Origin of the sequence: Streptomyces xanthophaeus, from assembly GCF_030440515.1 — a bacterium.
Lineage (GTDB): Bacteria > Actinomycetota > Actinomycetes > Streptomycetales > Streptomycetaceae > Streptomyces > Streptomyces kutzneri.
The window spans coordinates 5283584-5307582 of the sequence record NZ_CP076543.1 but is presented as its reverse complement, the minus strand read 5'-3'; the positions used below and the strand labels follow the sequence as shown (position 1 = coordinate 5307582).

Sequence of the window (23999 nt, the reverse complement as noted above, 5' to 3'; positions counted from 1 at the left end):
GCGCGACAGCGGCGGCCCGCGCGACCATGAGGGGATGGAGCAGGCGTCGGTGCAGGATGTCAGCACCCCGGGCCGCATCGCGTCGCCCGGTGAGGGCATCGGGCCGGACGAGCTGGCGCTCGCGGCCCGCAACCACGGGCTTCCGCTGGAGGCCCTGCGCTACGAGGTCACACCGCCCGGACTGCACTACGTCCTGGTCCACTACGACATACCCGCCGCCGACCCGGCCGGATGGTCCCTCACCGTCGGCGGCCGGGTCCGTACCCCGCTGACCCTGGACCTCGACGCCCTGCGCGCGTTCCCCTCGGTCACCCACCGCGTCACCATGGAGTGCGCGGGCAACGGCCGGGCCCGCCTGACGCCCCGGCCGGTCAGCCAGCCGTGGCTGGTCGAGGCGGTGGGCACCGCCGACTGGACGGGCGTACCGCTGCGTCTGGTGCTCGACGGGGCCGGGGTGCGGCCGGACGCCGTCGAGGCCGTGTTCACCGGCGCCGACCACGGGGTCGAACGCGGTGTCGAGCAGGACTACCGGCGCAGCCTGCCGGTGGCCGCCGCCACCGGCGACGACCCCGAGGTGCTGATCGCCTACGCCATGAACGGGCTGCCGCTGCCTCCGCAGCACGGGTGTCCGCTGCGGCTGGTCGTACCCGGCTGGTACGGCATGGCGCACGTCAAGTGGCTGCGCGAGATCACCCTCGTCGACGCACCGTTCACCGGATTCCAGCAAGCCGTGGCCTACCGCTACCGGCGGGCCGCCGACGATCCGGACGACCCCGGCGAGCCGGTCACCCGGATCGCACCGCGCGCCTTGATGGTCCCGCCCGGTTTCCCCGACTTCATGTCCCGCACCCGTGTCGTGCGTCCCGGCCCCGTACGCCTGGAGGGGCGGGCCTGGTCCGGCCACGGGGCCGTCGAACGGGTGGAGGTGAGCGCCGACGGGGGCCGCTCCTGGACCCGGGCCGAGGTCGCGCCGCCGGGGCCGCACCGGTGGGCGTGGCAGGCCTGGTCCTGTGTCTGGGCGGCGGCGCCGGGCCGCCACTCGCTCACCGTCCGCGCCACGGACGCCGAGGGCGGTACGCAGCCCCTCGAACAGCCCTGGAACCGGGGCGGTTTCGGCAACAACCTGGTCCAGCACGTCCCGGTCCTGTGCTGCTGACAGGGGGGACGACGGCGGACCGCGGGGCGCCGTCAGCCGAAGCGGCCTTCGACGTAGTCGGCGGTGCGCTGGTTGCCATCCACCCATGGCCGCGGGCATGACGATCCACGGGACGTAGGGCAGTTCGACACACGGATGGGTGAGGCGGAGACGGAGAACGTGTGAACGAGAGGAGGGGGCGTGTGTGGGCCCTGTGATCCCTAGGAAATTCCGAGGAGTCGCACCGCTTGGTAGTAGGTCCACGCGGTGCCGTCGCAGGAGCTCCTGCGGGAGCCCGAGTACTGCGCGCAGACCCGCTTCAGGTCCGCGTGGAACGCCAGGTCCAGCCGGGTCTTGGCGGCCGGAAACAGCCCTGCCGCGCGGTGGTTGCGGTACCCGAAGTCGTGGCGCGCGCAGGCGTCCGCGAAGGGGAAGCCGAAGGGGTTGTCGGGGGACGAGGTGCAGTGGTCCGTCGACCAGTCGAAGCCGTACGCCGCCCAGGCCGCGCGGTGCTCGCGGGCCTCGGCCCATTCGTGGTAGCTGGCGGCGCTGGTCTGCGTCCAGCGGCTCAGCACCTGCGGTTTGTCGGCCGGGACCTGCGGCGTCGCCCAGGCCGCCGGGGCGAGGGCGAGCACCGCGGTGGCGGTGGCGGTGGCGAGAGCAGGGACGAGAGCGGGGACGAGGCGGCGACGGCGCATGGGGTTCCTCGGTGCCGGGGCGGACGGGTCACCTCCGGCCAACTCCCGCGGGCACCGCGCGGTTACTGCGCGTCGGCGGAACCGGACCCGGCCCCCTCCCAGGTATGAGCCCGTATGGGACCTGCGGCGCATTTCAGGTTCGTCCTGAGGAGGGACGCGCGGCGGAGCCCGCCCGCCGAGACTGGAAGGCATGAACCGCCGCCCGCTCGTCGTCGCCGCAGCCACCGTGGGAGTCCTCGCCACCGCCGCCTTCGCGCTGCCCAATCTGCCGCCCAACCCCGTGACCGACACGATCGACAGCAAGGTGTACAAGGAGAAGGGCAAGCGCTTCGCGAGCGCCGCCGACGCCCCCACGCGGGAGAAGGCGCCGTTCGCCCTGCCGTCCTGGATACCCAAGGACGCCACCGACGTCCGCATACGGGTGCGCACGAGCGGCGAGGCCCGGCTGATCCGGTTCACCCTCGGCGCGACCCCGCTGGACGGCCCCCAGTGCGGCGCCGGCACGCCGAAGCCGGTGGGTGCCGCCCCGGATCTGCACGCCAAATGGTGGCCTGGCAGCCTGCGGGACGGTGTGCGGTCCGAGTGCCGGGGTGCCCACCAGTACCAGGTCGTGGTGCGCGGCAAGCGGGTCTACGCCTGGACGGACGGCACCCCGTCCCCGGGCTCCGCGGGGCTCCGGGACGGCGCCGTCTCCGCCCCCCGGACCCAGGGCTGACCCTTGGCACGCCCTGCGGGCCAGGCGGGCCGGGCGGGCCGGGCGGGCCGGGCGGGCCGGGCAGGGCCAGGACCGCTCAGTCGCGGGCCAGTGCCTCCGCGGTGGCCCGGGCGAAGCCGTCCGGGTTGTCGAGCATGATGTTGTGCCCGCAGTCGGGGACGGACACCACGGCCACGCCCGAGGCCTGGAGGGCTTCGGCGCCCGGGAGCGGGCCGTCGGCCTCGGGCAGCAGGTAGGTGCGCGGGATCTTCGACTCCAGCAGCAGCTCACGCATGGTGGGCGTGGTGCCGGCGGCCAGGTGGACGGCCGTGCGGTACAGGGCGGTTCGGCCGGCCAGCCGCATCGTGGACCACCAGTGCGTGCCGACCCTGTCCCGTACTTCGGCCCAGCCCCCGGCCAGGAACTCCTCCTCGGTGTAGGAGGCGATCCCGCTGCTGCCCGGCATGACGGGACCGGGCGGCTGCGGATCGAGGTTGGCGTCGACGAGCACCAGCCGGGACACCAGGTGGGGGTGCCGGTCCGCGAGCACGATGGCCACGGCCCCGCCCATGCTGTGCGCGATCAACTCGGCGCCCTCGACACCGGCCTCGGTGAGGGCGGCCGCCAGCGCGTCGGCATGCGCTTCGAGCGTGTAGCCGAACCCTTCGGGCCGGTCGCTGTGCCCGTGGCCCAGCAGATCGACGAGCAGTGAACGCCGCCCCGCCAGCAGCGGATGGGTGGCGCTCGCCGCGAAGTAGGCGGGCGAGGTGGATCCGAGCCCGTGCACGTACACCCGGGCCGGCTCCTCCCCCGCCAGCTCGACCCAGCGGATCCGGTCGCCCTCGGGCGTGACCACGGCGTTCCTCACGATGTTCCCCCTCAAGTGGTACGACAGCACTCTTCGACAGCCGGAACAGGCTAGACGGCCTGGGTGCTGCCCCGGGGCGGGGGTGTGCGGCGGCCGCCACGCCGTGCCGGACATCGGCTGACCATCCGTCATGTGCGCACTATCGTGGCCGCCATGGACATCCGCCGGGCCCTCACCCCCGCCGAGCTCACAGCCGCCGAGTCCCTCTTCGACGGGCCTGCCCGCACGGAGTGGTCCGAGCGCTTCCTCGCCGCCCAGGGACACGTGATGCTCATCGCCTACGTCGACGGCGTGCCCGCCGGGATGGTCTCCGGCATCGAGATGAGCCACCCCGACAAGGGCACCGAGATGTGCCTGTACGAGCTCTCCGTGGACGAGGGGTACCGCCGTCGCGGCATCGGCCGCGACCTGACCCTGGCGCTCGCCGAGGAGGCGAAGGCCCGCGGCTGCTACGGCATGTGGGTGGGGGTCGACACCGACAACGAGGCCGCTCTGGCCACCTACGACGCCGCCGGTGCCCGTGACGAAGGTGTCTTCTCGATGCGCGGCTGGCCCCTCGCCCCGTAGCCGGGACGCCCCGCCCCGCCCGGCGCTCCGCGTGCCGCCTCCCCGGCAACCTCCGGCCCCTGCCCGGCGCTTAGGGTGTTCGCTGGTCGGCCCATCGGTCGACCAGGGGATCGGGGGGAGGCGCATGAACAGCGCGACCGAGGTGTTCGAGCCGCTGCGGGCGGACGATCCGTCCACCGTGGCCGGATACCGCATCGCGGCCCGGCTCGGCGCGGGCGGCATGGGCCGCGTCTACCTGTCGCACACCCAGGGCGGGCGGCCGGTGGCGATCAAGGTCGTGCGCCCGGAACTGGCCGAGGATCCGGCGTTCCGACGGCGGTTCCGCCGTGAGGTGGAGGCCGCCCGGCGGGTCCGGGGCGCGTACACCGCCGAACTGATCGACGCCGACGCGGACGCGACGCCGCCCTGGCTGGCCACCCTCTACGTACCCGGGCCCTCGCTGTCGCAGGCCGTGGCCCGCCGCGGCCCGCTGCCCCTGCCCGCCGTGCTGTGGCTGACGGCGGGTGTGGCCGAGGCCCTGCAGGCCATCCACGGCGCGGGCATCGTGCACCGCGACCTGAAGCCGTCGAACGTGCTGCTGGCCGCCGACGGGCCCCGTGTCATCGACTTCGGCATCTCGCTGGCGTCCGACACCACCGCCCATACCGCCACGGGCGCCACCATCGGCACGCCCCAGTACATGTCCCCCGAGCAGGCGTCGGCGGGTGAGGTCACCGCGGCCGCCGACGTCTTCGCGCTGGGCCAGACGGCTGCGTTCGCCGCGCTGGGCGAGCCGCTGTACGGCACCGGCCCCTCCGCGACCGTGCTGTACCGGATCGTGCACTCCGAGCCCGACCTGTCCCGGCTGCCGCAGGAGCTGCGCCCGCTGATCGCCCGGTGCCTGGCCACCGATCCGCGGGAGCGGGCCACCCCCGCGGAGATCGTGGCCTGGTGCCGGACGCAACTGGGCGAGGACGCCGACGCGGACGGCGGCCCGGCGCTCTGGCGCGAGGTGACCGGACCGGAGCCGACGGTCCCGGAGCCCCTGCCCGAGCCGGTGCCCGCGCCGACCCCTGAGCTGGTACCGGCACCCACCCCGTCGGCCGCCCCGGTCCCCGGCTCTCCGCACACGATGCGCCAGGTGTGGCAGCCTCCGCAGCTTCCGGAGCCAGCGGCTCCGGAAGGGCCGGAGCAGCGGCGCAAGCGCCGGCGGCGCACCGCGCTGCTCACCGCCGCGTCGGTGACGGTGGTCGCCGTACTGCTGGGCGGGCTCTGGGTGGCCGCCGACCGGGCGGCGGACGGTCTGCGCGACCGGGCGAAGTCCCCGACGCCCGGGGGAACACCGGCGGGTGGGGCCCGCTCGGCGAGCGGCGACCCGGCCCGGGGAGCCGCCGGATCCGCTTCGAAGCCGAGCCAGAACCCGAGCCAGAACCCGAGTCCGAGTCCGAGCCCGTCCGCGAGCGCACCCCCGAGGGCCATCCCCTACCCCGGGTTGACCCTGAACGAGGAGAACTCGGTCGGCATCAAGGAACCGGTCCAGCGTGCCAATCGCGCCGGGGACCTCCGCCTCGACTGCGAGGAGACGGGCTGCAGGCTGGAGAGCGATACCAGTGTGATCAGCCTCTTGTCGGGCGAACCGCACGGCTCCCTCGACTCCTGCCGGACCGCCCTCGGAACCAGGTCCACGAGAAGCCAGTCATTGTCCCAGGCGGCGGCCGGCAGCGAGCTCTGCGTCAAGCACCAGTCGGGGGACATCGCGCTGCTCGTACTCACGCTCAAGTCGACTCCGTGGATGCGGGAACTGCCGGGCTCCCTGAGGGCGGACATGACGGTCTGGCGCGCGGCCTGACGGAGCGGTCGGCCGCTCGGGCACAGCCGGCCGTCGGGCCGGGCGTCGGGCCGGGCGTCGGGCCGGGCCCGGATACGCCCGCGCGGCGGCGTGTCGTGCGCCCACCCGGCGCACCCTCCGCGCGCCCGCGCCTCCGCACGCGGACCATCGGCCGCATGACCGCATTCGCCGCGCTCCTCCCCGCCGCCGCCCTCCTCGCGGCGGCCACCACGGCCACCACAGCCGCCACACCCGTTACGGACGCCCCTCCGGCTCCCCGCTCCGGCACCGCCCCCTACGTCGTCGTCCTCAAGGACACCACCTCCCGCGCCCCGACCCGCGCCCTGGCCGCCGCGGCCGTGGACGCCGGCGACGAAGTCGGCCCCGTCTACGACGCCGCCCTGAACGGCTTCGCCGTCCGCACCACCGCCGCCCGGGCCGCCGCCCTGGCCGCCGACCCCCGGGTGGCCTCGGTGGAGCCGGACGCGGAGTTCCACACGACCGACACCCCCGGAGCCACCGACAACCCGGAACCGCAGATGGCGCCGCAGGCTCCCGCGCCCTGGTCCCTCGACCGCATCGACCAGCGCGAACTCCCGCTCGACGGCTCGTACACGTACCCCGGCAGGGCCGAGGGCGTCACCGTCTACGTCGTCGACACCGGCATCAACACCGGTCACCTGGAATTCGGCGGCCGCGCCCGCTTCGGCTACAACGCGGTCTTCCTCGGCAGCTCCCGCGACTGCAGCGGCCACGGCACGCACGTCGCGGCGACCGTGGGCGGGGAGACGTACGGGGTGGCCAAGGGGGTCTCGCTCGTCGGGGTGAAGGTGGCCGACTGCGACGGCTCCGCGTCCCTCTCGGCGATCCTGAAGGGTCTCGACTGGGTGGTGAAGGACGCCGCCAAGGCTCCTGCCACCCCGGCCGTGGCCAACATGAGCATGGGCGGCACCCGCAGCTACGCCCTCGAGACGGCCGTGGTCCGGGCCGTGTCCGCCGGGATCACCTTCACCGCGGCCGCCGGGAACGAAGGCAAGGACGCCTGCGGGGGCTCCCCGGCCTCCGTCCCGCAGGCCATCACGGTCGCCGCGACCGACGCCGAGGACCGGCGGGCGCCGTTCTCCAACCACGGTTCCTGCGTGGACCTCTCGGCTCCGGGCGTGGGCATCACCTCGGCCTGGAAGGACTCCACCACCGCCACGGCCCGCGCCTCCGGCACCTCGATGGCCGCCCCGCACGTGGCCGGGGTGGCCGCTCTCATCCTGGCGCGCGGTACGGCGCGCACCCCGGCGCAGGTGACCGCGGAACTGCTGCACAGCGCCGTGTCCGACCGGATCTCCGGGCTCCCGGCCGGCACCCCGAACCTGCTGCTCCACACCCCCACCGGGCGCTAGTACCACCCCTGCCCAGGCACCCCGACCGGTCGGTATCCGATGGGCCATCAGACCTCCCCTGATGGCCCATCAATTTCTGTGTGCTTCGGGCGAAAGCAAGTCATTGACTTCTCATCACGGCGACGCGTCAATATCGGCCACCGCACCGGCTCGGCCTCCCCCACACAGCGGGTGGGGGGAGGGGTTCGTCATGACGAAGGAGTCGCGACCCAGTGAGTACGAGAACGTATCGACGAAGAGTACTGGCCGGGGCGGGAGCCCTGTCTCTGGCCCTGACGGGCGGCGTGGTGGCCCTGACGGGATCCGCGCAGGCCGCGACCAAGACCACGGCTGTCTTCGAGAACTGCGACGCCCCGGCGCCGCAGCCGGACGGCTCGGGCAACCAGAACTGGACGGTCACCCTGCCCGACGGCGCCAAGGCCGGCGACGTCGTCCCGATCACGATCGACCCGGGCGCGAGCCCGCTGATCCCCGGGTTCTCCGTCACCACGGTGAACACCTCCAAGATCACCCTCAAGGTCGGGACCACCACCCAGGTGGTCACCAGCCCGCCGGAGACCGTCTCGGTCATCGCCGGGCAGCCGCTCGACCCCAAGGCGTTCTCCGGCACCATCAAGATCCCGGACGGCACCGAGGGCACGACCGTCCAGGTGGCCCTCGACCTGGCGGTGACCGACGCGGACCTCTCCGGTTCGGTCTTCACCACCACCTGCACCCCGGCGCCGCGCCCGAGTGCCTCGCTCGGCTCGGTCGCGGTCGAGGCCCTGCCCAAGGACCCGATCACCACGAAGCTGACGCCCAACAGCGGCCCGGCGGGCACCGCCGTCGCCGTGACCGGCGCCAACTTCCCGGCCGGTGCGGTCACCTGCTCCGCCCTGCTCGCGGGTGCGGTGACCGGTGACACCGGTGCGGGCACGGCCGACGCGTCCGGCGCGGCCACCTGCAACATCACGGTCACCAAGAAGGCCGACGCGATCAGGATCGACGGTTCGATCACCCCGTACAAGGCCTTCGTGTTCCTGGAGGAGCAGGCCGGTGTGAAGAACCCGGTCGACGTCGAGGTCCTGCCCGGCCCGCTGGCCCTCGGCCCGAAGGACGGCCAGCCGGCCGTCAGCTTCGGCGCGGTCACCATCAACGGCAAGGCCCAGTCGGTGGTCGGCGTCTTCAACGCCGCGACCGTCCAGGACTTCCGCGGCGGTTCGCTCGGCTGGGACGTGACGGCGACGCGTACGCCGTTCCTGAACCAGACGACCGGCCACTCGATGGCGAAGGCGCAGATCGGCATCCAGCCGTCCTGCACCGTCACCAACCCGGACAGCCCGAGCACCTGCACCGCGGGCACGCCCGGCGCGATCTCCGACGTCCCGATGAAGGTGGCCTCCCAGGCCGCCGGCGGGGACGAGCTGACCGGCGGTGAGTTCGCCGTCGGCGGTGCCGGAATGATCCAGCTCCCGCCCTTCATGTTCGCGGACACCTACCAGACGGTCGTGACCTTCTCGATCGCCTGACCCGTACGGCCGCTCGGCCCAGGGTGGTGCGGCGCTGCGGCGCCGCACCACCCCTTTCCCCTTTCCGCGCCCACTGGAGACCGCCCATGCGCACGCGTACCCGCAGCCGCACCCGCAGCCGCACCCTCCCCCTCCTGTACGGTCTGCTCCTCGGCCTGCTGCTCGGCGGCGCGGGCCTGCTGCCGGCCACCGCGGCGAGCGCCGCGGACAACGGCACGTGGGGGGTGTTCCCGACGCCCGCGGCCGGTGCGGCGATGACCGACCGGGCGTACTTCTTCCACCAGGGCGCGGCCGGGAGCACGCTGAGCGACAGCGTGACGATCGTGAACTCCTCCGACAAGGAGCTGACGTTCCAGGTCTTCGCCACCGACGCCGTGAACACCCCGGCGGGCGGCGCCTTCGCGCTGCTGCCGGTGGAGACGAAGCCGAAGGACGTCGGTGCGTGGGTCACGCTGGCGCCGGAGACCGCGAGCACCGTCACCGTGCCGGCCAAGGGCCGCAAGGACATCCCGTTCACCGTGAAGGTCCCGGCGGACGCGACGCCCGGTGACCACGTCGGCGGGATCGTCGCCCTGGGCACCGCCGTCGAGGGCGTGCAGCAGGAGGGCAAGGTCCAGGTCGGGGTGAAGCGCTCGGTGGGCGCCCGGCTGTACTTCCGGGTGCCGGGGCCGATCACGGCGGGGCTGAGCGTGGAGGACGTACGGGTCAGCCGCTCGGCGCCGCTGCTGCCCTGGGTGCGCGACGCCCGCGCCACGATCTCGTACGCGCTGGTCAACCGGGGCAACGTGGTCGTCGAGCCCAAGGTGGCGGTGTCCGCCGAGGGGCTGTTCGGGCGCGAGGTGCTGGACCGGCCCGCCCGCGAGCTGAAGCTGTCCCTGCTGCCCGGGCAGCGGATCGAACTGACCGAACCGTGGCCGGACGCCCCCCAGTCGGACTGGGTGACCGTCAAGATCACGGCGGGCGCGGCGGCCCACCCCGATCTGCTCTCGGAGTCCGGCACCGACTTCGTCGCCGTACCCTGGCCGGCCGTGGGCCTGCTCCTGGTACTGGCGGGCGCGGGCGCCACGGTGTGGGTGCTGCGCCGCCGTCGCCGCGCGGCGGGCGCACAGCCGCAGCCCGTACCGGACCTGGCCCGGACGCACTGACCGCTGCCGATGCCGCCACCGATGCCCGCGAACGACGCCGTACGGCGCGGAGCGACAGCGGCCCCCGGCCGGGGGAAGGTGGCCGGGGGCTGCTGGGACCTACGGGGGCGGGGCGGGTCAGTGGTTGCGGGGGAAGCCCAGGTCCACGCCGAGGTGGCCCTCGGAGGGGTCCGGCCAGCGGGTCGTGACGACCTTGCCGCGGGTGTAGAAGTGGATGCCGTCGTTGCCGTAGATGTGGTGGTCGCCGAAGAGCGAGTCCTTCCAGCCGCCGAAGGAGTGGTAGCCCACCGGCACCGGGATCGGGACGTTGACGCCGACCATGCCGGCCTCGATCTCCAGCTGGAAGCGGCGGGCGGCGCCGCCGTCGCGGGTGAAGATCGCGGTGCCGTTGCCGAACGGCGAGGCGTTGATGAGGGCCACGCCCTCCTCGTAGGTCTCGGCGCGCAGCACGCACAGGACCGGGCCGAAGATCTCGTCGCGGTAGGCGTCGGAGTCGGTCTTCACGTGGTCCAGCAGGGACAGGCCGATCCAGTGGCCGTTCTCGTTGCCCTCGACCGTGAAGCCGGTGCCGTCGAGGACGACCTCCGCACCCTGGTCGGCCGCGCCCTTGACGTACGAGGCGACCTTGTCGCGGTGGGCTGCGGTGATCAGCGGGCCCATCTCGGAGGTCGGGTCGTTGCCGGGACCGATCTTGATCTTCTCGGCGCGCTCGCGGATCTTCTCGACGAGCTCGTCGCCGATCGCGCCGACGGCCACGACGGCGGAGATCGCCATGCAGCGCTCACCGGCCGAGCCGTAGGCCGCGGACACGGCCGCGTCGGCGGCGGCGTCCAGGTCGGCGTCCGGCAGCACCAGCATGTGGTTCTTGGCGCCGCCCAGGGCCTGGACGCGCTTGCCGTTGGCCGAGGCGGTGGTGTGGATGTGGCGGGCGATCGGGGTCGAGCCGACGAAGGAGACGGCCGCGATACCGGGGTGGGCGAGCAGCGCGTCGACGGCCACCTTGTCGCCGTGGACCACGTTCAGCACGCCGTCCGGCAGACCGGCCTCGCTCGCCAGCTCGGCAAGCTTGTTGGCGGCCGACGGATCCTTCTCGCTCGGCTTGAGGATGAAGGTGTTTCCGCAGGCCACGGCCAGCGGGAACATCCACATCGGGACCATCGCCGGGAAGTTGAACGGGGTGATGCCCGCGACGACGCCCAGCGGCTGACGGATCGAGGAGACGTCCACCCGGTTGGAGACCGACGTGGACAGCTCACCCTTGAGCTGCGTGGTGATGCCGCAGGCCAGCTCGACGATCTCCAGGCCGCGGGCGACCTCGCCCAGCGCGTCCGAGTGGACCTTGCCGTGCTCGGCGGTGATCAGGGCGGCGATGGCGTCGCGGTTGGCGTCCAGCAGGGCGCGGTAGGCGAACAGCACCTTGGTGCGGGCGGCCAGCGAGGACTGGCCCCAGCTGAGGTAGGCCTCCCTGGCGACCTGTACCGCCGCGTCGACCTCGTCGGCCGAGGCGAGCGCTACCTGCGTGGTGACCTCGCCGGTGGCCGGGTCGGTGACCGGGCCGTAGTTGCCCGACGCGCCCTCGACGGTCTTGCCACCGATCCAGTGGTTGACGGTCTTCATTGCCTTGCTCCTTCACAGATGGCGACGTCGCTGCGCGGCTTGCCGGTCGTACTCTTCACGGGCCGTGGCAGCGGCCTTGCGGGTCGCGGTCTCGGCCACAGGAACATCCCACCACGCCTGTGCCGGGGGTGGGCCCGACACAGTGTCGGGCGTTCGGGTCTGTACGTAGACACATGTGGGTCGGGTCGCGAGGCGGGCCTCGGCGAGGGCTTCGCGCAGGTCACGCGTGGTGCGGGCGCGGATCACGGCCATTCCGAGGGAGCCCGCGTTGGCCGCGAGGTCCACCGGAAGGGGGTCCCCGGTGTATCCGGAGCCGGGCGCCCGGAAGCGGTACGCGGTGCCGAAGCCCTCGCCGCCCACCGCCCCCGACAGGCCGCCGATGGAGGCGTAGCCGTGGTTGTCGAGGATCACCACCTTGATCGGGATGCCCTCCTGGACGGCCGTGACGATCTCGGTCGGATTCATCAGGTACGTCCCGTCGCCGACCAGCGCCCACACCGGCCGGCCGGGTGCGGCCAGCGCCACGCCGATCGCCGCCGGGATCTCGTAGCCCATGCAGGAGTACCCGTACTCCACGTGGTACTGGTCCTGCGACCGGGCCCGCCACAGCTTGTGCAGGTCGCCGGGGAGGGAGCCGGCCGCATTGATCAGGATGTCGGTGTCGTCGACCAGGGCGTCGAGCAGCCCGAGCACCTGGGCCTGGGTCGGTGCGGCGTCCTCCGCCGCCTCCGGGACGGCGTAGGCCCGCTCGACGCGGCTCTCCCAGCGCCCGCGCTCCGCCGCGTACCGCGCCCCGTAGGCAGGGTCCGTGCGATGGCCTGCGAGGGCGCCCCGCAGCTCGTCGAGTCCCTCGCGGGCGTCGGCGACCAGGGGTAGGGCGGCGAGTTTGTGGGCGTCGTACGGGTCCAGGTTGAGTCCGACGAACCGGACGGCGGGGTTCTGGAAGAGGGTCGCGGAGGCGGTGGTGAAATCGGTCAGCCGGGTTCCGGCGGCGATGACGAGGTCGGCCTCCCGGGCGAGCGCGGCGGCGGTGGAGGTGCCGGTGTGACCGATCCCGCCCACGTCGGCGGGGTGCCCGTACGGGAGGACCCCCTTGCCCGCCTGGGTGACGGCCACCGGGATCCCCGTGGCCTCGGCGAAGGCGGCCAGCGCCGCACGGGCCTCGCTGTGCCGGATCCCGCCGCCGGCGACGATCAGCGGGCGCGCGGCGCCCCGTACGGCCTCGGCGGCGCGGGCCAGCTCGTGCCGGTCGGGCCGCGGCCGGCGCACGCCCCACACGCGCTCGGCGAAGAACTCCTCCGGCCAGTCGTACGCCTGTGCCTGCACGTCCTGCGGCAGCGCCAGGGTGACGGCGCCGGTCTGCACGGGGTCGGTGAGCACCCGTACGGCCTGGAGGGCGGCCGGGATCAGTGCCTCGGGGCGGGTGATCCGGTCGAAGTGGCGGGAGACGGGGCGCAGGGTGTCGTTGACGGAGATGTCCCCGGCGTACGGGACCTCCAGCTGCTGGAGCACGGGGTCGGCGGGCCGGGTGGCGAAGGTGTCGCCGGGCAGCAGGAGGACCGGGATCCGGTTGATGGTGGCGAGGGCGGCGCCGGTGACGAGGTTGGTGGCGCCGGGCCCGATGGAGGTGGTGACGGCGTGCGCGGAGAGGCGCCCGCACTGGCGGGCGTATCCGACGGCGGCGTGCACCATGGCCTGCTCGTTGCGGCCCTGGAGGAAGGGCATGGCCTCGGGCCCGCTCTCCAGGAGGGCCTGGCCGATGCCCGCCACGTTCCCGTGCCCGAAAATCCCCCAGGTGGCGGCGATCAGCCGGTGCCGGTGTCCGTCGCGCTCGGTGTACTGGCGGGACAGGAAGCGGACGAGCGCCTGCGCGACGGTGAGCCTCACCGGTGGTCCTCCGTTCGGGAGAAGGGCAGCCGGGGATCGACGTCCTGGCCGTCCCAGCTGCCGCGGATCCAGCCGTGGTCGGGGTGGTCCCGGATCAGCCACTCCCGGGTCGCGCCCGGTCCGGCCATCACGTTCAGGTAGTACATGTCGTGCCCGGGGGCGGCCATGGACGGCCCGTGCCAGCCGTCGGGGATCAGTACCGCGTCCCCGGTCCGCACCTCGGTGAGGATGTCGGTCTTCCCGGCCGGGGAGGGGGTGACGCGCTGGTAGCCGAGCCCGGGGGTGTCGCCGTGCGGGGCGATCTCGAAGTAGTAGATCTCCTCCAGACGGGACTCCTCGCCGGGGTGGTGCTCGTCGTGCTTGTGGGGCGGGTACGAGGACCAGTTCCCGCCGGGGGTGAGGACCTCGACGGCGATGAGCCGGTCGCAGTCGAAGCCGTCCGGGCCGGCGGCGGCGAAGTTGTTGACCTGGCGGGAGCACTGGCCCGCGCCGCGGAGCTCCACGGGGACCTTCCCGGCGGGCCCGTACCGGGCGGGGAGCCGCGTCTCGCACCGGGCCCCGGCGAGGGCGAACCGGCCGCCGGCGGCCGACCGGATCTCCGCGTCCGCGTCACGGGGCAGGTACGCGAAGTCACTGACCCCGTCGAACACCCCTGTCCGCCCGTGCAGTTGGAACACCTCCGGTCCGTTCCCGGGGCCCTGCCCCGGACCCCGCGCCTCAAACGCCGGCGAGGCTGGATCTGGCAGAGCCCGGCAGCGGACCTGGCATCCGCCCGACAGCGGGAGCACGATCCACTCCGACTCCCCGCACGCGTGCGCGTACGCCTCCCCCGGGGCCAGGTCGAGGACCATCAGCCTCGTCCACTCCATCCCCCACTCAGACACCACCGGCACGCCCCAGCACCTCCTCCACCTCGTGAGAGAACGGCATCGCCGCCGCGCACGCCAGCCGCGTGGCGACGATCGCCCCGGCCGCGTTCGCGTACCGCATCACCCGCTCCAGCTCCCACCCCGCCAGCAGCCCGTGGCACAGCGCCCCGCCGAACGCGTCCCCCGCGCCCAGCCCGTTGACCACCTCCACCGGCACCGGCGGGACCTCCGCCACCGTGCCGTCGCGGTGGACCGCCAGTACGCCCTCCGGACCGCGCTTGACCACCGCCAGTTCCACACCCGCCGCGAGCAGCGCCCGCGCCGCCGCATGCGGATCCGACTCGCCCGTGGCGATCTCGCACTCCTCCGCGTTCCCCACGGCCACCGTCGCCGACCGCAGCGCCCGCTCGTAGTACGGCCCGGGTTTCTCCCGCCACAGCATCGGCCGCCAGTCCAGGTCGAAGACCGTCGTCCCGGTCCGCGCGCGGGCCTCCAGCGCCGCCAGCGTCGCCGCCCGTGAGGGCTCCTCGCTCAGGCCCGTGCCCGTCATCCAGAACACACGGGCCGCCCGTACCGCCGCCAGGTCCACCTCGTCCGCCACGATCTGCAGATCCGGGGCCTTCGGCAGCCGGTAGAAGTACAGCGGGAAGTGGTCCGGCGGGAAGATCTCGCAGAAGGTGATGGGGGTCGGCAGCCCGGCGACCTCGGCGACCCACCGGTCGTCCACCCCGAACCCCCGCAGCTCGGAGCGCAGATACCCGCCGAAGGGGTCCGCTCCGGTACGGGTGATCACCGCCACCCGGCGTCCCAGCCGGGCCGCCGCGACGGCCACGTTGGTCGGGGAGCCGCCCAGGAACTTGCCGAACGTCTCCGCCTCGGCCAGTGGTATGCCCGTCGTCAACGGGTAGAGATCCACCCCGATCCGGCCCATCGTGATCAGGTCGAACGCGAACGGATCGCCGGTGCCGGTCACAGTCAGTCCTCCCATTGGTCCTCCACCCTAAGGTGGCCGTTATGACGTCCTCCCCGCCCGCGTTGACCCGTATCCGCATCGGTTCGGCTCCGGACTCCTGGGGTGTCTGGTTTCCCGACGACCCCCGGCAGACCCCGTGGGAACGCTTCCTCGACGAGGTCGCCGACGCCGGGTACGAGTGGATCGAGCTCGGCCCCTACGGTTATCTGCCCACCGATCCCGTCCGCCTCGCCGGGGAAACGGCCAAGCGCGGGCTGCGCGTCTCGGCCGGAACCGTCTTCACCGGACTCCATCACGGGCCCGCCGTGTGGGAGGACACCTGGGAGCACGTGTCGCGGATCGCGGCGCTCACCCAGGCCATGGGTGCGGCCCATCTCGTCGTCATCCCCTCCTTCTGGCGGGACGACAAGACCGGGGAGGTGCTGGAGGACCGCACCCTCACCCCCGCCCAATGGCGTGAACTGACCTCGCAGACCGAGCGCCTCGGCCGGGAGGTCCAGGACCGGTACGGGCTGCGGATCGTCGTCCACCCGCACGCCGACACCCACATCGACACCCCGGAGAACGTGGCCCGCTTCCTGGACGCCACCGACCCCGGGCTGGTCTCCCTCTGTCTGGACACGGGGCACTACGCGTACTGCGGCGGGGACAGCGTGCAGGCCGTGGAGACCTTCGGCGAGCGGATCGGCTACCTCCACCTCAAGCAGGTGGATCCGCGGATCCTCGCCGAAGTCGTCGCCGAGGAGCTGCCCTTCGGGCCGGCCGTGGGCCGCGGGGTGATGTGCGAACCGCCCTCGGGGGTGCCCGCGCTGGAACCGGTGCTCGCGGCGGCCCAGCGTCTGGACGTGGATCTGTTCGCCATCGTGGAGCAGGACATGTACCCCTGTCCGCCCGACCGGCCGCTGCCGATCGCCCGGCGGACCCGCGCCTACCTCCGCTCCTGCGGCGCCCGCTGACCCTTCGGAAGGAAGAGGAGTACGACATGAGCACGCTCGGCATCGCCGTCATCGGCACCGGGAAGATGGGCGCCGACCACGTCCGCCGGATCGGGCGGACGGTGGGCGGGGCCCGTGTGGTGGCCGTGGCCGACCCGGACGGTGACCGGGTCAAGGAGGTCGCGGGCACCCTGGAAGGGGCGACGGCACACACCGACCCGGCGGCCGCGATAGCCGCGCCCGGGGTCCAGGCCGTACTGATCGCCTCGCCCGGACCCGCCCACGAGGAGGCGATCCTGCACGCCCTGGAGCGGGAGCTGCCGGTGCTGTGCGAGAAGCCGCTGACCCCGGACCCGGCGGGGGCGCTGCGCGTCATGGAAGCCGAACAGCGAATGGGGCGGCGCCTGGTGCAGGTGGGGTTCATGCGGCGGTACGACGCCGAGTACGCCCGGCTGAAGGAGCTGCTGGACGCGGGCGGGATCGGGCGGCCCCTCTTCCTGCACTGCCGGCACCGCAATGCCTCCTCGCCGTCGTTCTTCACCAGCGACATGCTGATCAGCGACTCGGTGGTGCACGAGGTGGACGCGGCCCGGTGGCTGCTGGGGCAGGAGATCACCGCCGTCACCGTGCTCTCCCCGCGGCCCTCGGCGGCCGCTCCCGAGGGGCTGAGCGATCCCCGGCTGGTGCTGCTGGAGACCTCCGGCGGGGCCGTCGTCGACGTGGAGATCTTCGTCAACTGCGGTTTCGGCTACCAGGTGCAGTGCGAGGCCGTCGGCGAGGCGGGCAGCGCCCGGATCGGCGACGGGCACGCGATGGTGGTGCAGTCGGCGGGCCGGTGGGGCGGCGCCATCGACCAGGACTTCACGGTGCGCTTCGCCGATGCCTACGACCGCCAGCTGCGGAGCTGGGTGGCCGCGGCCGCGCGCGGCGGGGTGGCGGGGCCCGACGCCTGGGACGGCTACGCGGCGGCCGCCGTCTCCGAGGCCGGCCTCGCGGCGGCGCGCACCGGTGTACGGGCCGCCGTGGAGCTGACGGAACGGCCGGCCCTGTACCGCTGACGCCCCGCCAACTCCTCACCCGACCCCTGTGGCCCTCTTGTCACAGGGGTCCCCCTTCTGTCACACATGTCCGCATTACGCGGGTCTTCCGTCACAGAAGATCAACAGCCCCTCCCTTGTCGTCACTCCGTGTCGTTCCCCGGGCACAACCCGAGTGATCGTCAGTGTCCACGCGCCGGCTCCCCCGACGGCCTCCCGGCCGGCCCCGCGGCGTGGACAAGGAGGTGTCCAGCATGAGCGACCGACAGCTGTGGTCGTACAAGGAGATCGCTGCCCACATCCGGGTCCAGCCGGACACCGTGCGCTCCTACCGCAAGCACGGGCTGCTGCCCACACCCGACCATGTGGAGGGGGGCAAGCCCTACTGGTACGCCGATACCGTGCGGGCCTGGGTGGCCCGCCGGCCCGGGAACCGGGGCCGCCGCGAGGACTGACCACGACATCCCCCTAGGGGGTGTCTTGCCGATCATGCCGGGCTCGCTGGGCCTGGTGCCTGATCCGGCCTGATCGACAAGACACCCCCTAGGCGCCGGCTCCCACGGGTATCCGGTCCGGCTCCGGCGCCGGGGGCGCGGACTCGCCCTCGCTCAGGCCGAACCGCTCGTGCAGTCGGCGCAGCGGGGCGGGGGCCCACCAGGTGGCCCTTCCGGTCAGCTTCATCACCGCCGGAACCAGGAGGCTGCGGACGACCATGGCGTCCATGAGGACCGCCAGCGCGATCCCGAGCCCCAGCATCTTGGTGTTGGTCACCCGGGAGGTGCCGATCGCCACCATCACCACCGCCAGGATCACGGCCGCCGCGGTGATCAGCCCGCCGGTGCGGGCCAGCCCGGTCCGGACGGCGCTCTCGTGGTCCCCGGTCCGGTCGTACTCCTCCTTGATGCGGGATATGAGGAACACCCCGTAGTCCATGGAGAGCCCGAAGGCGATGCAGAACATCAGCACCGGCAGGGTGGTCTCTATGTCGCCGGTGGCGGTGAAGGAGAGGATCCCGGAGAGGTTGCCCTCCTGGAACACCCACACCACCGCCCCGAACATCGCGGTCAGGCTGAGGGCATTGAGCAGCACCGCCTGCAGCGGTATCAGCAGGCTCCCGGTGAGCAGGAACACCAGCAGCAGCGTGGCGAGGACCACCAGGGCCGCCGCCGCGGGCAGCGCGCCGGCGATGGCCTTCTGCGCGTCGACGAGGACGGCCGCCTGTCCGGTCACCGAGGTCTTGAAGCCGGCGTCCACCGCACGGACCTCGTCGACCAGGTCCCGGGCCGTCTGCCCCACGGCCTCACCCTCGACGGACACCGAGAAGGAGGTGTACTCGCCTCCCGTCGCGGGGCCGATCGGCCCGTCGACCCGGATCACCCCGGGCAGGGCGGCCAGCCGGTCCCGGTAGGCCGCGAGGCGCTCGGGGCCGGGCGCTCCCTCGGCAAGCACGGTGATACCGCCGCCGGGGCTGTTCGGGAAGCCGTCGCGGATCTGCTCCTGCACCATGTGGGAGGGGGCGTCCTTCGGGAGCTGGCGGTCGTCGACCGTGCCGAACTCGACGCCCATGAAGGGCAGTCCGAGGAGCAGCAGGCCCGCGGTGGTGGCCACGGCGAAGACCGGTGCGCGCCGCATCACGAGTGCGGCCGTCCGCCCCCAGCCCCGGCCGGTCTCCGCGGGCCCGGTTGCGGCCGCCTCCGGCCGGCCCCGTCGCCACAGCCGGCGCAGGTCCAGGGAGTTGACCCGATCGCCGAGGAGCACCAGGGCGGCCGGCAGCAGGATCAGAGCGGCCGCCGCCGCGAGCAGCACCACCGCGACTCCGGCGTAGGCGAAGGAGCGCAGGAAGTACATGGGGAAGAAGAGCATCGCCGAGAGCGAGACGGCGACGGTGAGCGCCGAGAAGAGCACGGTGCGCCCGGCGGTGCGCAGGGTGGCCCCGACGGCGGCCCTCGGGTCGCGCCCGGCGGCGAGTTCCTCGCGGAACCTGCGGACGATGAACAGGGCGTAGTCGATGGCCAGTCCGAGGCCGAGCGCGGTGGTCAGGTTCTGGGCGAAGACGGAGACGTCCGTGAACTCGGTGAGCCCGCGCAGTACGGCATTGGTGCCGAGGATGGCCACGATGCCGACGCCGAGCGGGAGCAGGGCGGCGACCGCGCTGCCGAAGACGAGGACGAGCAGGACGAGGGTGACCGGAAGGGCGATGAGCTCGGCGCGCAGCAGGTCTTCCTGGATGGTCCGGGTGACCTCGCGCTGGACCGCCGCGGGGCCGCCGAGCGACACCCGCACCGGGCCGTGCTCGCCCTCGTAGCGCGGGGCCATGCGGTCCAGTGCCGCGGTGGCCGTCTTCTCGTCGCCCTGGACGCGGGCGACGACGAGTGCCTGCCGGCCGTCCTCGGAGCGCAGTGCGGGCAGCCGGGTGCTCCAGTACGAGCCGACCCCGACGACCCCCGGTTCGGCGGCGAGTGCGCTCGCGAGCCGTTCGGCCTCGGCGGCCACCGTGGGGTCGTCGACCCCCGTGGTGCCCGGCGCGGCGTCGACGAGCAGGAGCAGATTGGGCTCGGAGTGCGGGAACTCCCGCTCCAGGGCCCGTGCGGCGTAGGTGGACTGGGCGCCCGGGTCCTCCCAGCCGCCACTTCCCAGCCGGTCGGCGACGCCGCCGCCCGCGACCACGGCCAGGGCCGTGACCAGCAGGGCGAGCAGCAGCGTGAGCCGCGGCCGGGCCGTGACGAACCGGGTCCACCCCGCGTCCGCCCCGGAGGACGGCGGTTTCTTGACTTCGGACATGGCTCGGTGTCCCCTTCACCGTGATTGCCAGGCCACATAGACTGGCAAACACGAGCAGTCGCTCGCGTTTTTCAAGAATGCGAGCGATCTCTCGCGTTTGTCAATCACCCACGGGAAGCAGGGGATTGGACATGCCAGGGACGCGCATGGGCAAAAACGCAGAAAAGGGGACCAAGAGCTCCGCCGGTGACGCCACCTCCGCGACCGACAGCGCCGCCGCAGCCGACAGCGCCGCCGCAGCCACCGCCGGCTCGGGCGCCGGCGCCGCCGCACCGCGCCGCCGCCAGGCCCGCGGCGAGCGCCGGATCTCCCAGCTGCTGGCCGCCGCCGCCGGGGTGTTCTGCCGTACCGGCTACGCCTCGGCCAGCACCAACGCCATCGCCCGCGAGGCGGGCGTGTCGCCCGGCACCCTCTACCAGTACTTCCCCAACAAAGAGGCCATCGCGGTCGAGCTCGGCGGCCAGCTGCTCCAGCGCGCGCACGAGACGCACGGACAGGCCTTCCGCCCCGAGAACCTCCAGCGCCCCCTGCCCGAGCTGCTCGACGCCGTCCTCGACCCGGTCATCGCCTTCAACTGCGAGAACCCGGCCTTCTGGGCCCTCATGCACGGCACCGGCGTCCCCGGCATCGCCCAGGAGCACGAGGAACTGCACGCCGGCATGCTCACCCGGATCGAGGCCGTCCTGCGCAACTTCTGCCCCCAGGCTTCGGCCCACGAGCTCGCCCACATCTCGAACATGATCCTGGGCATCTTCAAGTCGTCCCTCGACCTGATCCTGGCCCACGAGGGCGACGAGCGCGCCGCCTACACCGCGGAGCTCAAGACCGTCCTGCTGCGCTACCTGGAGCCGATGGTCACCAGGACTCCCCCGCACTGACCGCCCGGCCCACCCGGCCCACCCCACCCCGCCCACCGCCGTACCGGTGGGCGGGGTGCCCGCGTACGCGCCCCCGCGAGGCTTCCCGGGTGATCCATTCAGCCAATTACCTACAGTTCGCCCATACCGGCCGGTTTTCCCATCAGGATCGAGAAACCGGGAGCCGATACTCGCCTTGATACCCCCCAGGGGTATAGTCTCGAAGTGTCGGGAGGACGGTGGCGCCATCGGCCGCCCCTCCCGGTGACCGGCACACGCCCCTGAAGAGGAGAACGACATGACCGCCGAGACGGACACCCAGACCACCACCGTCTACCGGGTGACCGGCATGACCTGCGGACACTGCGAGGGCGCGGTGACCACCGAGATCTCCGCCCTGCCGGGCGTCAGCACGGTCAAGGCCGTCGCCGCGACCGGCGAGGTCACCGTGGTCTCCGCCGCCCCGCTCGCGGACGAGGACGTCCGCGCCGCCGTGGACGAGGCCGGATACGAGTTCGCCGGACAGGTCTGAGCGGCCCGCCCCACCCGCACGGCACCCGCGGCAGCCCCGCGGCACCCTGCCGGGCCGTGCCGGCCAGCTCATACTGGTCCCGTACGGCCCGGCCATCCCTCTGGAGCCGGAACATGAGCAGCAGCACAGTGCACGACGGACCGATAACGGCGGTCGAACTCTCGATCGGCGGGATGACCTGCGCCTCCTGCGCCGCCCGCATCGAGAAGAAGCTCAACCGGATGGACGGCGTCGAAGCCTCGGTGAACTACGCCACCGAGAAGGCCCGCGTCTCCTACAGCGGCGACGTGCAGGTCGCCGATCTGATCGCGACCGTGGTCAAGACCGGCTACACCGCCGAGGAGCCCCCGCCGCCGCCCGCCCCGGAAGCCGCCGAGGAAGCCGCCGAGGAAGCGCGGACCGAGACGGCCGAGGCCCCCGACCCGGCGCTCGCCGCACTGCGCCAGCGCCTGCTGGTCTCCGTCACGCTCGCCCTGCCCGTCGTCCTGCTCGCGATGATCCCGGCCCTCCAGTTCGACAACTGGCAGTGGCTCTCCCTGACCCTCGCGGCCCCCGTCGTCGTCTGGGGCGGGTTCCCCTTCCACAAGGCCGCCTGGACCAACGCCCGGCACGGCGCCGCCACCATGGACACCCTCGTCTCGGTCGGCACCCTGGCCGCCTTCACCTGGTCGCTGTGGGCCCTGTTCTTCGGCCACGCCGGCATGCCCGGCATGCGGCACGGCTTCGCCCTCTTCACCATTCAGGGGGGCAGCGTCTCCCGCACCGACGGCTCCTCCGCCATCTACCTGGAGGTCGCGGCCGGCGTCGTCTCCTTCATCCTCCTGGGCCGCTACCTGGAGGCCCGCTCCAAGCGGAAGGCGGGCGCGGCCCTCAAGGCCCTGCTGGAGCTCGGGGCCAAGGACGTCGTCGTCCTGCGCGCGGGCCAGGAGGTCCGGATCCCGGTGGGCGCGCTCGCGGTCGGCGACCGGTTCGTCGTCCGCCCCGGCGAGAAGATCGCCACCGACGGCACCGTCGTCGAGGGCAGCTCGGCCGTGGACGCCTCCATGCTCACCGGCGAGTCCGTACCGGTCGACGTCGCCGTGGGCGACTCCGTCACCGGAGCCACCGTCAACACCTCCGGACGCCTGGTCGTCGAGGCCACCCGGATCGGCGCCGACACCCAGCTCGCCCGGATGGCGAAGATGGTGGAGGACGCGCAGAACGGCAAGGCCGAGGTGCAGCGCCTCGCCGACCAGATCTCCGGGATCTTCGTCCCCGTCGTCCTGGTGCTCGCCATCGGCACCTGGATCACCTGGCTGCTGATCACCGACGACCCCACCGCCGCCTTCACCGCCGCCGTGGCCGTCCTGATCATCGCCTGCCCGTGCGCCCTGGGCCTGGCCACCCCGACCGCACTGATGGTCGGCACCGGGCGGGGCGCGCAGCTCGGCATCCTGATCAAGGGACCCGAGGTGCTGGAGTCCACCCGCCGCGTGGACACCGTCGTACTGGACAAGACCGGCACCGTCACCACCGGCCGGATGACCCTCGACGGCGTCTTCACCGCCGCGGGCGTCGACGAGCGCGAACTCCTGCGCCTGGCCGGATCCCTGGAGCACGCCTCGGAGCACCCGATCGCCCGGGCCGTCGCCGCCGGGGCGGCGGAGCGGGCCGGCTCCCTGCCGGTTCCGGAGTCCTTCGAGAACGTCGCCGGGCTCGGTGTCCAGGGCGTGGTCGACGGACATGCCGTCCTGGTGGGCCGCGAGCGGCTGCTGGCCGACTGGTCGATCGAGCTGCCGGCCGCACTGGCCGAGGCGAAGGCGGCCGCCGAGGCCGCGGGCAGCACCGCCGTCCTGGTGGCCTGGGACGGCGCGGCGCGCGGGGTCCTGACCGTGGCCGACGCGGTCAAGGAGACCAGCGCCGAGGCGGTCTCCCGGCTGCGGGCGCTGGGCCTCACCCCGGTCCTGCTGACGGGCGACAACAAGGCCGTCGCCGCGACGGTGGCCCGCGAGGTGGGCATCGACGAGGTGATCGCCGAGGTCCTCCCCCAGGACAAGGTGGACGTCGTACGCCGCCTGCAGGCGCAGGGCCGTACGGTCGCGATGGTCGGCGACGGGGTCAACGACGCTGCCGCGCTGGCCCAGGCGGACCTGGGGCTGGCCATGGGCACCGGCACGGACGCGGCCATCGAGGCCGGCGACCTGACCCTCGTACGGGGTGACCTGCGGGTCGCGGCGGACGCGATCCGGCTCTCGCGCCGGACCCTGGCCACGATCAAGGGCAACCTGTTCTGGGCCTTCGGCTACAACGTGGCGGCCCTGCCGCTGGCGGCCGCCGGTCTGCTCAATCCGATGATCGCGGGAGCCGCGATGGCCTTCTCCTCGGTCTTCGTTGTGACCAACAGCCTCCGGTTGCGGTCCTTCCGCTAGTAACCTTCCTCCTCATGGTCCGCACACTTCCTTCACGGGAGACGCAGATCACAGTGACCACAACGTAACCATCCGGGGTCGTCGTGGGTCTAATGGGGCGATACCAAGAACGTCTTGGGGGACGTTTCACGGAGACCTGGGGGGTTTCCGTGGGTATCAGCCGGCCGGGACACGTACCCGCGGGAGGCTTTGAGCGGCCCTCCCGGACGAACGGGTCCCGGCACACCGACGCCCCGGCTCGGGTCCCGTGGGGGGAATCCGTTTCGGGGAAAAGGGAAGCGCCCCGA

Annotated in this window: 20 protein-coding genes; 13 read left to right on the top strand and 7 right to left on the bottom strand. The window is 73.1% G+C overall.

Annotated elements, in window-relative coordinates; all coding sequences use genetic code 11:
- Window positions 1-34 precede the first annotated feature (34 nt).
- Complete coding sequence (locus KO717_RS23590) at window positions 35-1156, top strand: sulfite oxidase (protein ID WP_301371041.1); 1122 nt, start codon at window positions 35-37, stop codon at window positions 1154-1156.
- Between the two features lie 200 nt (window positions 1157-1356).
- Here the strand turns inward: KO717_RS23590 and KO717_RS23585 are convergent, their stop codons facing one another.
- Window positions 1357-1833, bottom strand: coding sequence for a phospholipase (locus KO717_RS23585; protein ID WP_301371039.1), 477 nt, complete (start codon window positions 1831-1833; stop codon window positions 1357-1359).
- Window positions 1834-2023: 190 nt separating this feature from the next.
- Here KO717_RS23585 and KO717_RS23580 point away from each other — a divergent pair, with 190 nt between their 5' ends.
- A complete protein-coding gene (locus KO717_RS23580) occupies window positions 2024-2548 on the top strand; it encodes a hypothetical protein (protein ID WP_301371037.1) in 525 nt (174 codons plus the stop codon).
- A 76-nt stretch (window positions 2549-2624) separates the two neighbouring features.
- On the opposite strand, the gene KO717_RS23575 is transcribed toward KO717_RS23580, so the two are convergent.
- A complete protein-coding gene (locus KO717_RS23575; protein ID WP_301371035.1) occupies window positions 2625-3395 on the bottom strand; it encodes an alpha/beta fold hydrolase in 771 nt (256 codons plus the stop codon).
- Window positions 3396-3479: 84 nt separating this feature from the next.
- On the opposite strand from KO717_RS23575, the gene KO717_RS23570 reads away from it, so the two are divergent.
- The 5 genes from KO717_RS23570 (at window position 3480) to KO717_RS23550 (ending at window position 9816) form a co-directional block, all read left to right on the top strand.
- Window positions 3480-3962: a GNAT family N-acetyltransferase gene (locus KO717_RS23570; protein WP_367401539.1), complete on the top strand. Its 483-nt coding sequence runs from the start codon at window positions 3480-3482 to the stop codon at window positions 3960-3962.
- Window positions 3963-4086: 124 nt separating this feature from the next.
- Window positions 4087-5790: a serine/threonine-protein kinase gene (locus KO717_RS23565; protein WP_301371033.1), complete on the top strand. Its 1704-nt coding sequence runs from the start codon at window positions 4087-4089 to the stop codon at window positions 5788-5790.
- A gap of 155 nt (window positions 5791-5945) precedes the next feature.
- A complete protein-coding gene (locus KO717_RS23560) occupies window positions 5946-7163 on the top strand; it encodes a S8 family peptidase (protein ID WP_301371031.1) in 1218 nt (405 codons plus the stop codon).
- Between the two features lie 212 nt (window positions 7164-7375).
- Window positions 7376-8671, top strand: a complete 1296-nt coding sequence (locus KO717_RS23555; RefSeq protein ID WP_301371030.1) for a hypothetical protein — start codon at window positions 7376-7378, stop codon at window positions 8669-8671.
- An 86-nt stretch (window positions 8672-8757) separates the two neighbouring features.
- Window positions 8758-9816 (top strand): WxL protein peptidoglycan domain-containing protein, encoded by a 1059-nt coding sequence (locus KO717_RS23550; protein WP_301371028.1) that lies wholly within the window; start codon window positions 8758-8760, stop codon window positions 9814-9816.
- A 117-nt stretch (window positions 9817-9933) separates the two neighbouring features.
- Here the strand turns inward: KO717_RS23550 and KO717_RS23545 are convergent, their stop codons facing one another.
- From KO717_RS23545 to iolC, 4 genes are read right to left on the bottom strand one after another with little or no spacing between them, the layout of a single operon-like run.
- A complete protein-coding gene (locus KO717_RS23545; protein ID WP_301371027.1) occupies window positions 9934-11433 on the bottom strand; it encodes a CoA-acylating methylmalonate-semialdehyde dehydrogenase in 1500 nt (499 codons plus the stop codon).
- Between the two features lie 12 nt (window positions 11434-11445).
- Window positions 11446-13320 (bottom strand): 3D-(3,5/4)-trihydroxycyclohexane-1,2-dione acylhydrolase (decyclizing), encoded by a 1875-nt coding sequence (gene iolD, locus KO717_RS23540; RefSeq protein WP_301371025.1) that lies wholly within the window; start codon window positions 13318-13320, stop codon window positions 11446-11448.
- Complete coding sequence (iolB, locus tag KO717_RS23535) at window positions 13317-14189, bottom strand: 5-deoxy-glucuronate isomerase (protein WP_301374699.1); 873 nt, start codon at window positions 14187-14189, stop codon at window positions 13317-13319. Before iolB ends, iolD begins: the two co-directional genes overlap by 4 nt.
- Before the next feature lie 7 nt (window positions 14190-14196).
- Complete coding sequence (gene iolC, locus KO717_RS23530) at window positions 14197-15177, bottom strand: 5-dehydro-2-deoxygluconokinase (protein WP_301371023.1); 981 nt, start codon at window positions 15175-15177, stop codon at window positions 14197-14199.
- 26 nt (window positions 15178-15203) lie between these two features.
- Here iolC and KO717_RS23525 point away from each other — a divergent pair, with 26 nt between their 5' ends.
- The 3 genes from KO717_RS23525 to KO717_RS23515 all read left to right on the top strand — a co-directional run bounded on the left by KO717_RS23525 (window position 15204) and on the right by KO717_RS23515 (window position 17589).
- Window positions 15204-16118 carry a sugar phosphate isomerase/epimerase family protein gene (locus KO717_RS23525; RefSeq protein ID WP_301371022.1) on the top strand — a complete coding sequence of 305 codons (915 nt, stop codon included), beginning with the start codon at window positions 15204-15206 and terminating at the stop codon, window positions 16116-16118.
- A gap of 26 nt (window positions 16119-16144) precedes the next feature.
- Window positions 16145-17155, top strand: a complete 1011-nt coding sequence (locus tag KO717_RS23520; protein ID WP_301371020.1) for a Gfo/Idh/MocA family protein — start codon at window positions 16145-16147, stop codon at window positions 17153-17155.
- Between the two features lie 233 nt (window positions 17156-17388).
- Window positions 17389-17589, top strand: coding sequence for a helix-turn-helix transcriptional regulator (locus KO717_RS23515; RefSeq protein WP_030716013.1), 201 nt, complete (start codon window positions 17389-17391; stop codon window positions 17587-17589).
- Between the two features lie 88 nt (window positions 17590-17677).
- On the opposite strand, the gene KO717_RS23510 is transcribed toward KO717_RS23515, so the two are convergent.
- Complete coding sequence (locus tag KO717_RS23510) at window positions 17678-19915, bottom strand: MMPL family transporter (protein ID WP_301371018.1); 2238 nt, start codon at window positions 19913-19915, stop codon at window positions 17678-17680.
- A 146-nt stretch (window positions 19916-20061) separates the two neighbouring features.
- On the opposite strand from KO717_RS23510, the gene KO717_RS23505 reads away from it, so the two are divergent.
- The 3 genes from KO717_RS23505 (at window position 20062) to KO717_RS23495 (ending at window position 23712) form a co-directional block, all read left to right on the top strand.
- The gene (locus KO717_RS23505) at window positions 20062-20793 is read left to right on the top strand and encodes a TetR/AcrR family transcriptional regulator (RefSeq protein WP_301371016.1); all 732 of its coding nucleotides are present in this window, start codon (window positions 20062-20064) and stop codon (window positions 20791-20793) included.
- Between the two features lie 277 nt (window positions 20794-21070).
- Window positions 21071-21304 carry a heavy-metal-associated domain-containing protein gene (locus KO717_RS23500; protein WP_030384770.1) on the top strand — a complete coding sequence of 78 codons (234 nt, stop codon included), beginning with the start codon at window positions 21071-21073 and terminating at the stop codon, window positions 21302-21304.
- A gap of 113 nt (window positions 21305-21417) precedes the next feature.
- On the top strand, window positions 21418-23712 hold the full coding sequence (locus KO717_RS23495; protein ID WP_301371015.1) for a heavy metal translocating P-type ATPase: 2295 nt from the start codon (window positions 21418-21420) through the stop codon (window positions 23710-23712).
- The last annotated feature ends 287 nt before the right edge of the window (window positions 23713-23999 follow it).

Coding starts and splice junctions, on each gene's coding strand:
- KO717_RS23525 (WP_301371022.1), top strand. CDS start 15,204: ATGACGTCCTCCCCGCCCGCGTTGACCCGTATCCGCATCGGTTCGGCT.
- KO717_RS23580 (WP_301371037.1), top strand. CDS start 2,024: ATGAACCGCCGCCCGCTCGTCGTCGCCGCAGCCACCGTGGGAGTCCTC.
- KO717_RS23520 (WP_301371020.1), top strand. CDS start 16,145: ATGAGCACGCTCGGCATCGCCGTCATCGGCACCGGGAAGATGGGCGCC.
- KO717_RS23565 (WP_301371033.1), top strand. CDS start 4,087: ATGAACAGCGCGACCGAGGTGTTCGAGCCGCTGCGGGCGGACGATCCG.
- KO717_RS23510 (WP_301371018.1), bottom strand. CDS start 19,915: ATGTCCGAAGTCAAGAAACCGCCGTCCTCCGGGGCGGACGCGGGGTGG.
- KO717_RS23505 (WP_301371016.1), top strand. CDS start 20,062: ATGGGCAAAAACGCAGAAAAGGGGACCAAGAGCTCCGCCGGTGACGCC.
- iolB (WP_301374699.1), bottom strand. CDS start 14,189: ATGGAGTGGACGAGGCTGATGGTCCTCGACCTGGCCCCGGGGGAGGCG.
- KO717_RS23545 (WP_301371027.1), bottom strand. CDS start 11,433: ATGAAGACCGTCAACCACTGGATCGGTGGCAAGACCGTCGAGGGCGCG.
- KO717_RS23500 (WP_030384770.1), top strand. CDS start 21,071: ATGACCGCCGAGACGGACACCCAGACCACCACCGTCTACCGGGTGACC.
- KO717_RS23515 (WP_030716013.1), top strand. CDS start 17,389: ATGAGCGACCGACAGCTGTGGTCGTACAAGGAGATCGCTGCCCACATC.
- KO717_RS23550 (WP_301371028.1), top strand. CDS start 8,758: ATGCGCACGCGTACCCGCAGCCGCACCCGCAGCCGCACCCTCCCCCTC.
- KO717_RS23590 (WP_301371041.1), top strand. CDS start 35: ATGGAGCAGGCGTCGGTGCAGGATGTCAGCACCCCGGGCCGCATCGCG.
- KO717_RS23495 (WP_301371015.1), top strand. CDS start 21,418: ATGAGCAGCAGCACAGTGCACGACGGACCGATAACGGCGGTCGAACTC.
- KO717_RS23585 (WP_301371039.1), bottom strand. CDS start 1,833: ATGCGCCGTCGCCGCCTCGTCCCCGCTCTCGTCCCTGCTCTCGCCACC.
- KO717_RS23560 (WP_301371031.1), top strand. CDS start 5,946: ATGACCGCATTCGCCGCGCTCCTCCCCGCCGCCGCCCTCCTCGCGGCG.
- iolC (WP_301371023.1), bottom strand. CDS start 15,177: ATGGGAGGACTGACTGTGACCGGCACCGGCGATCCGTTCGCGTTCGAC.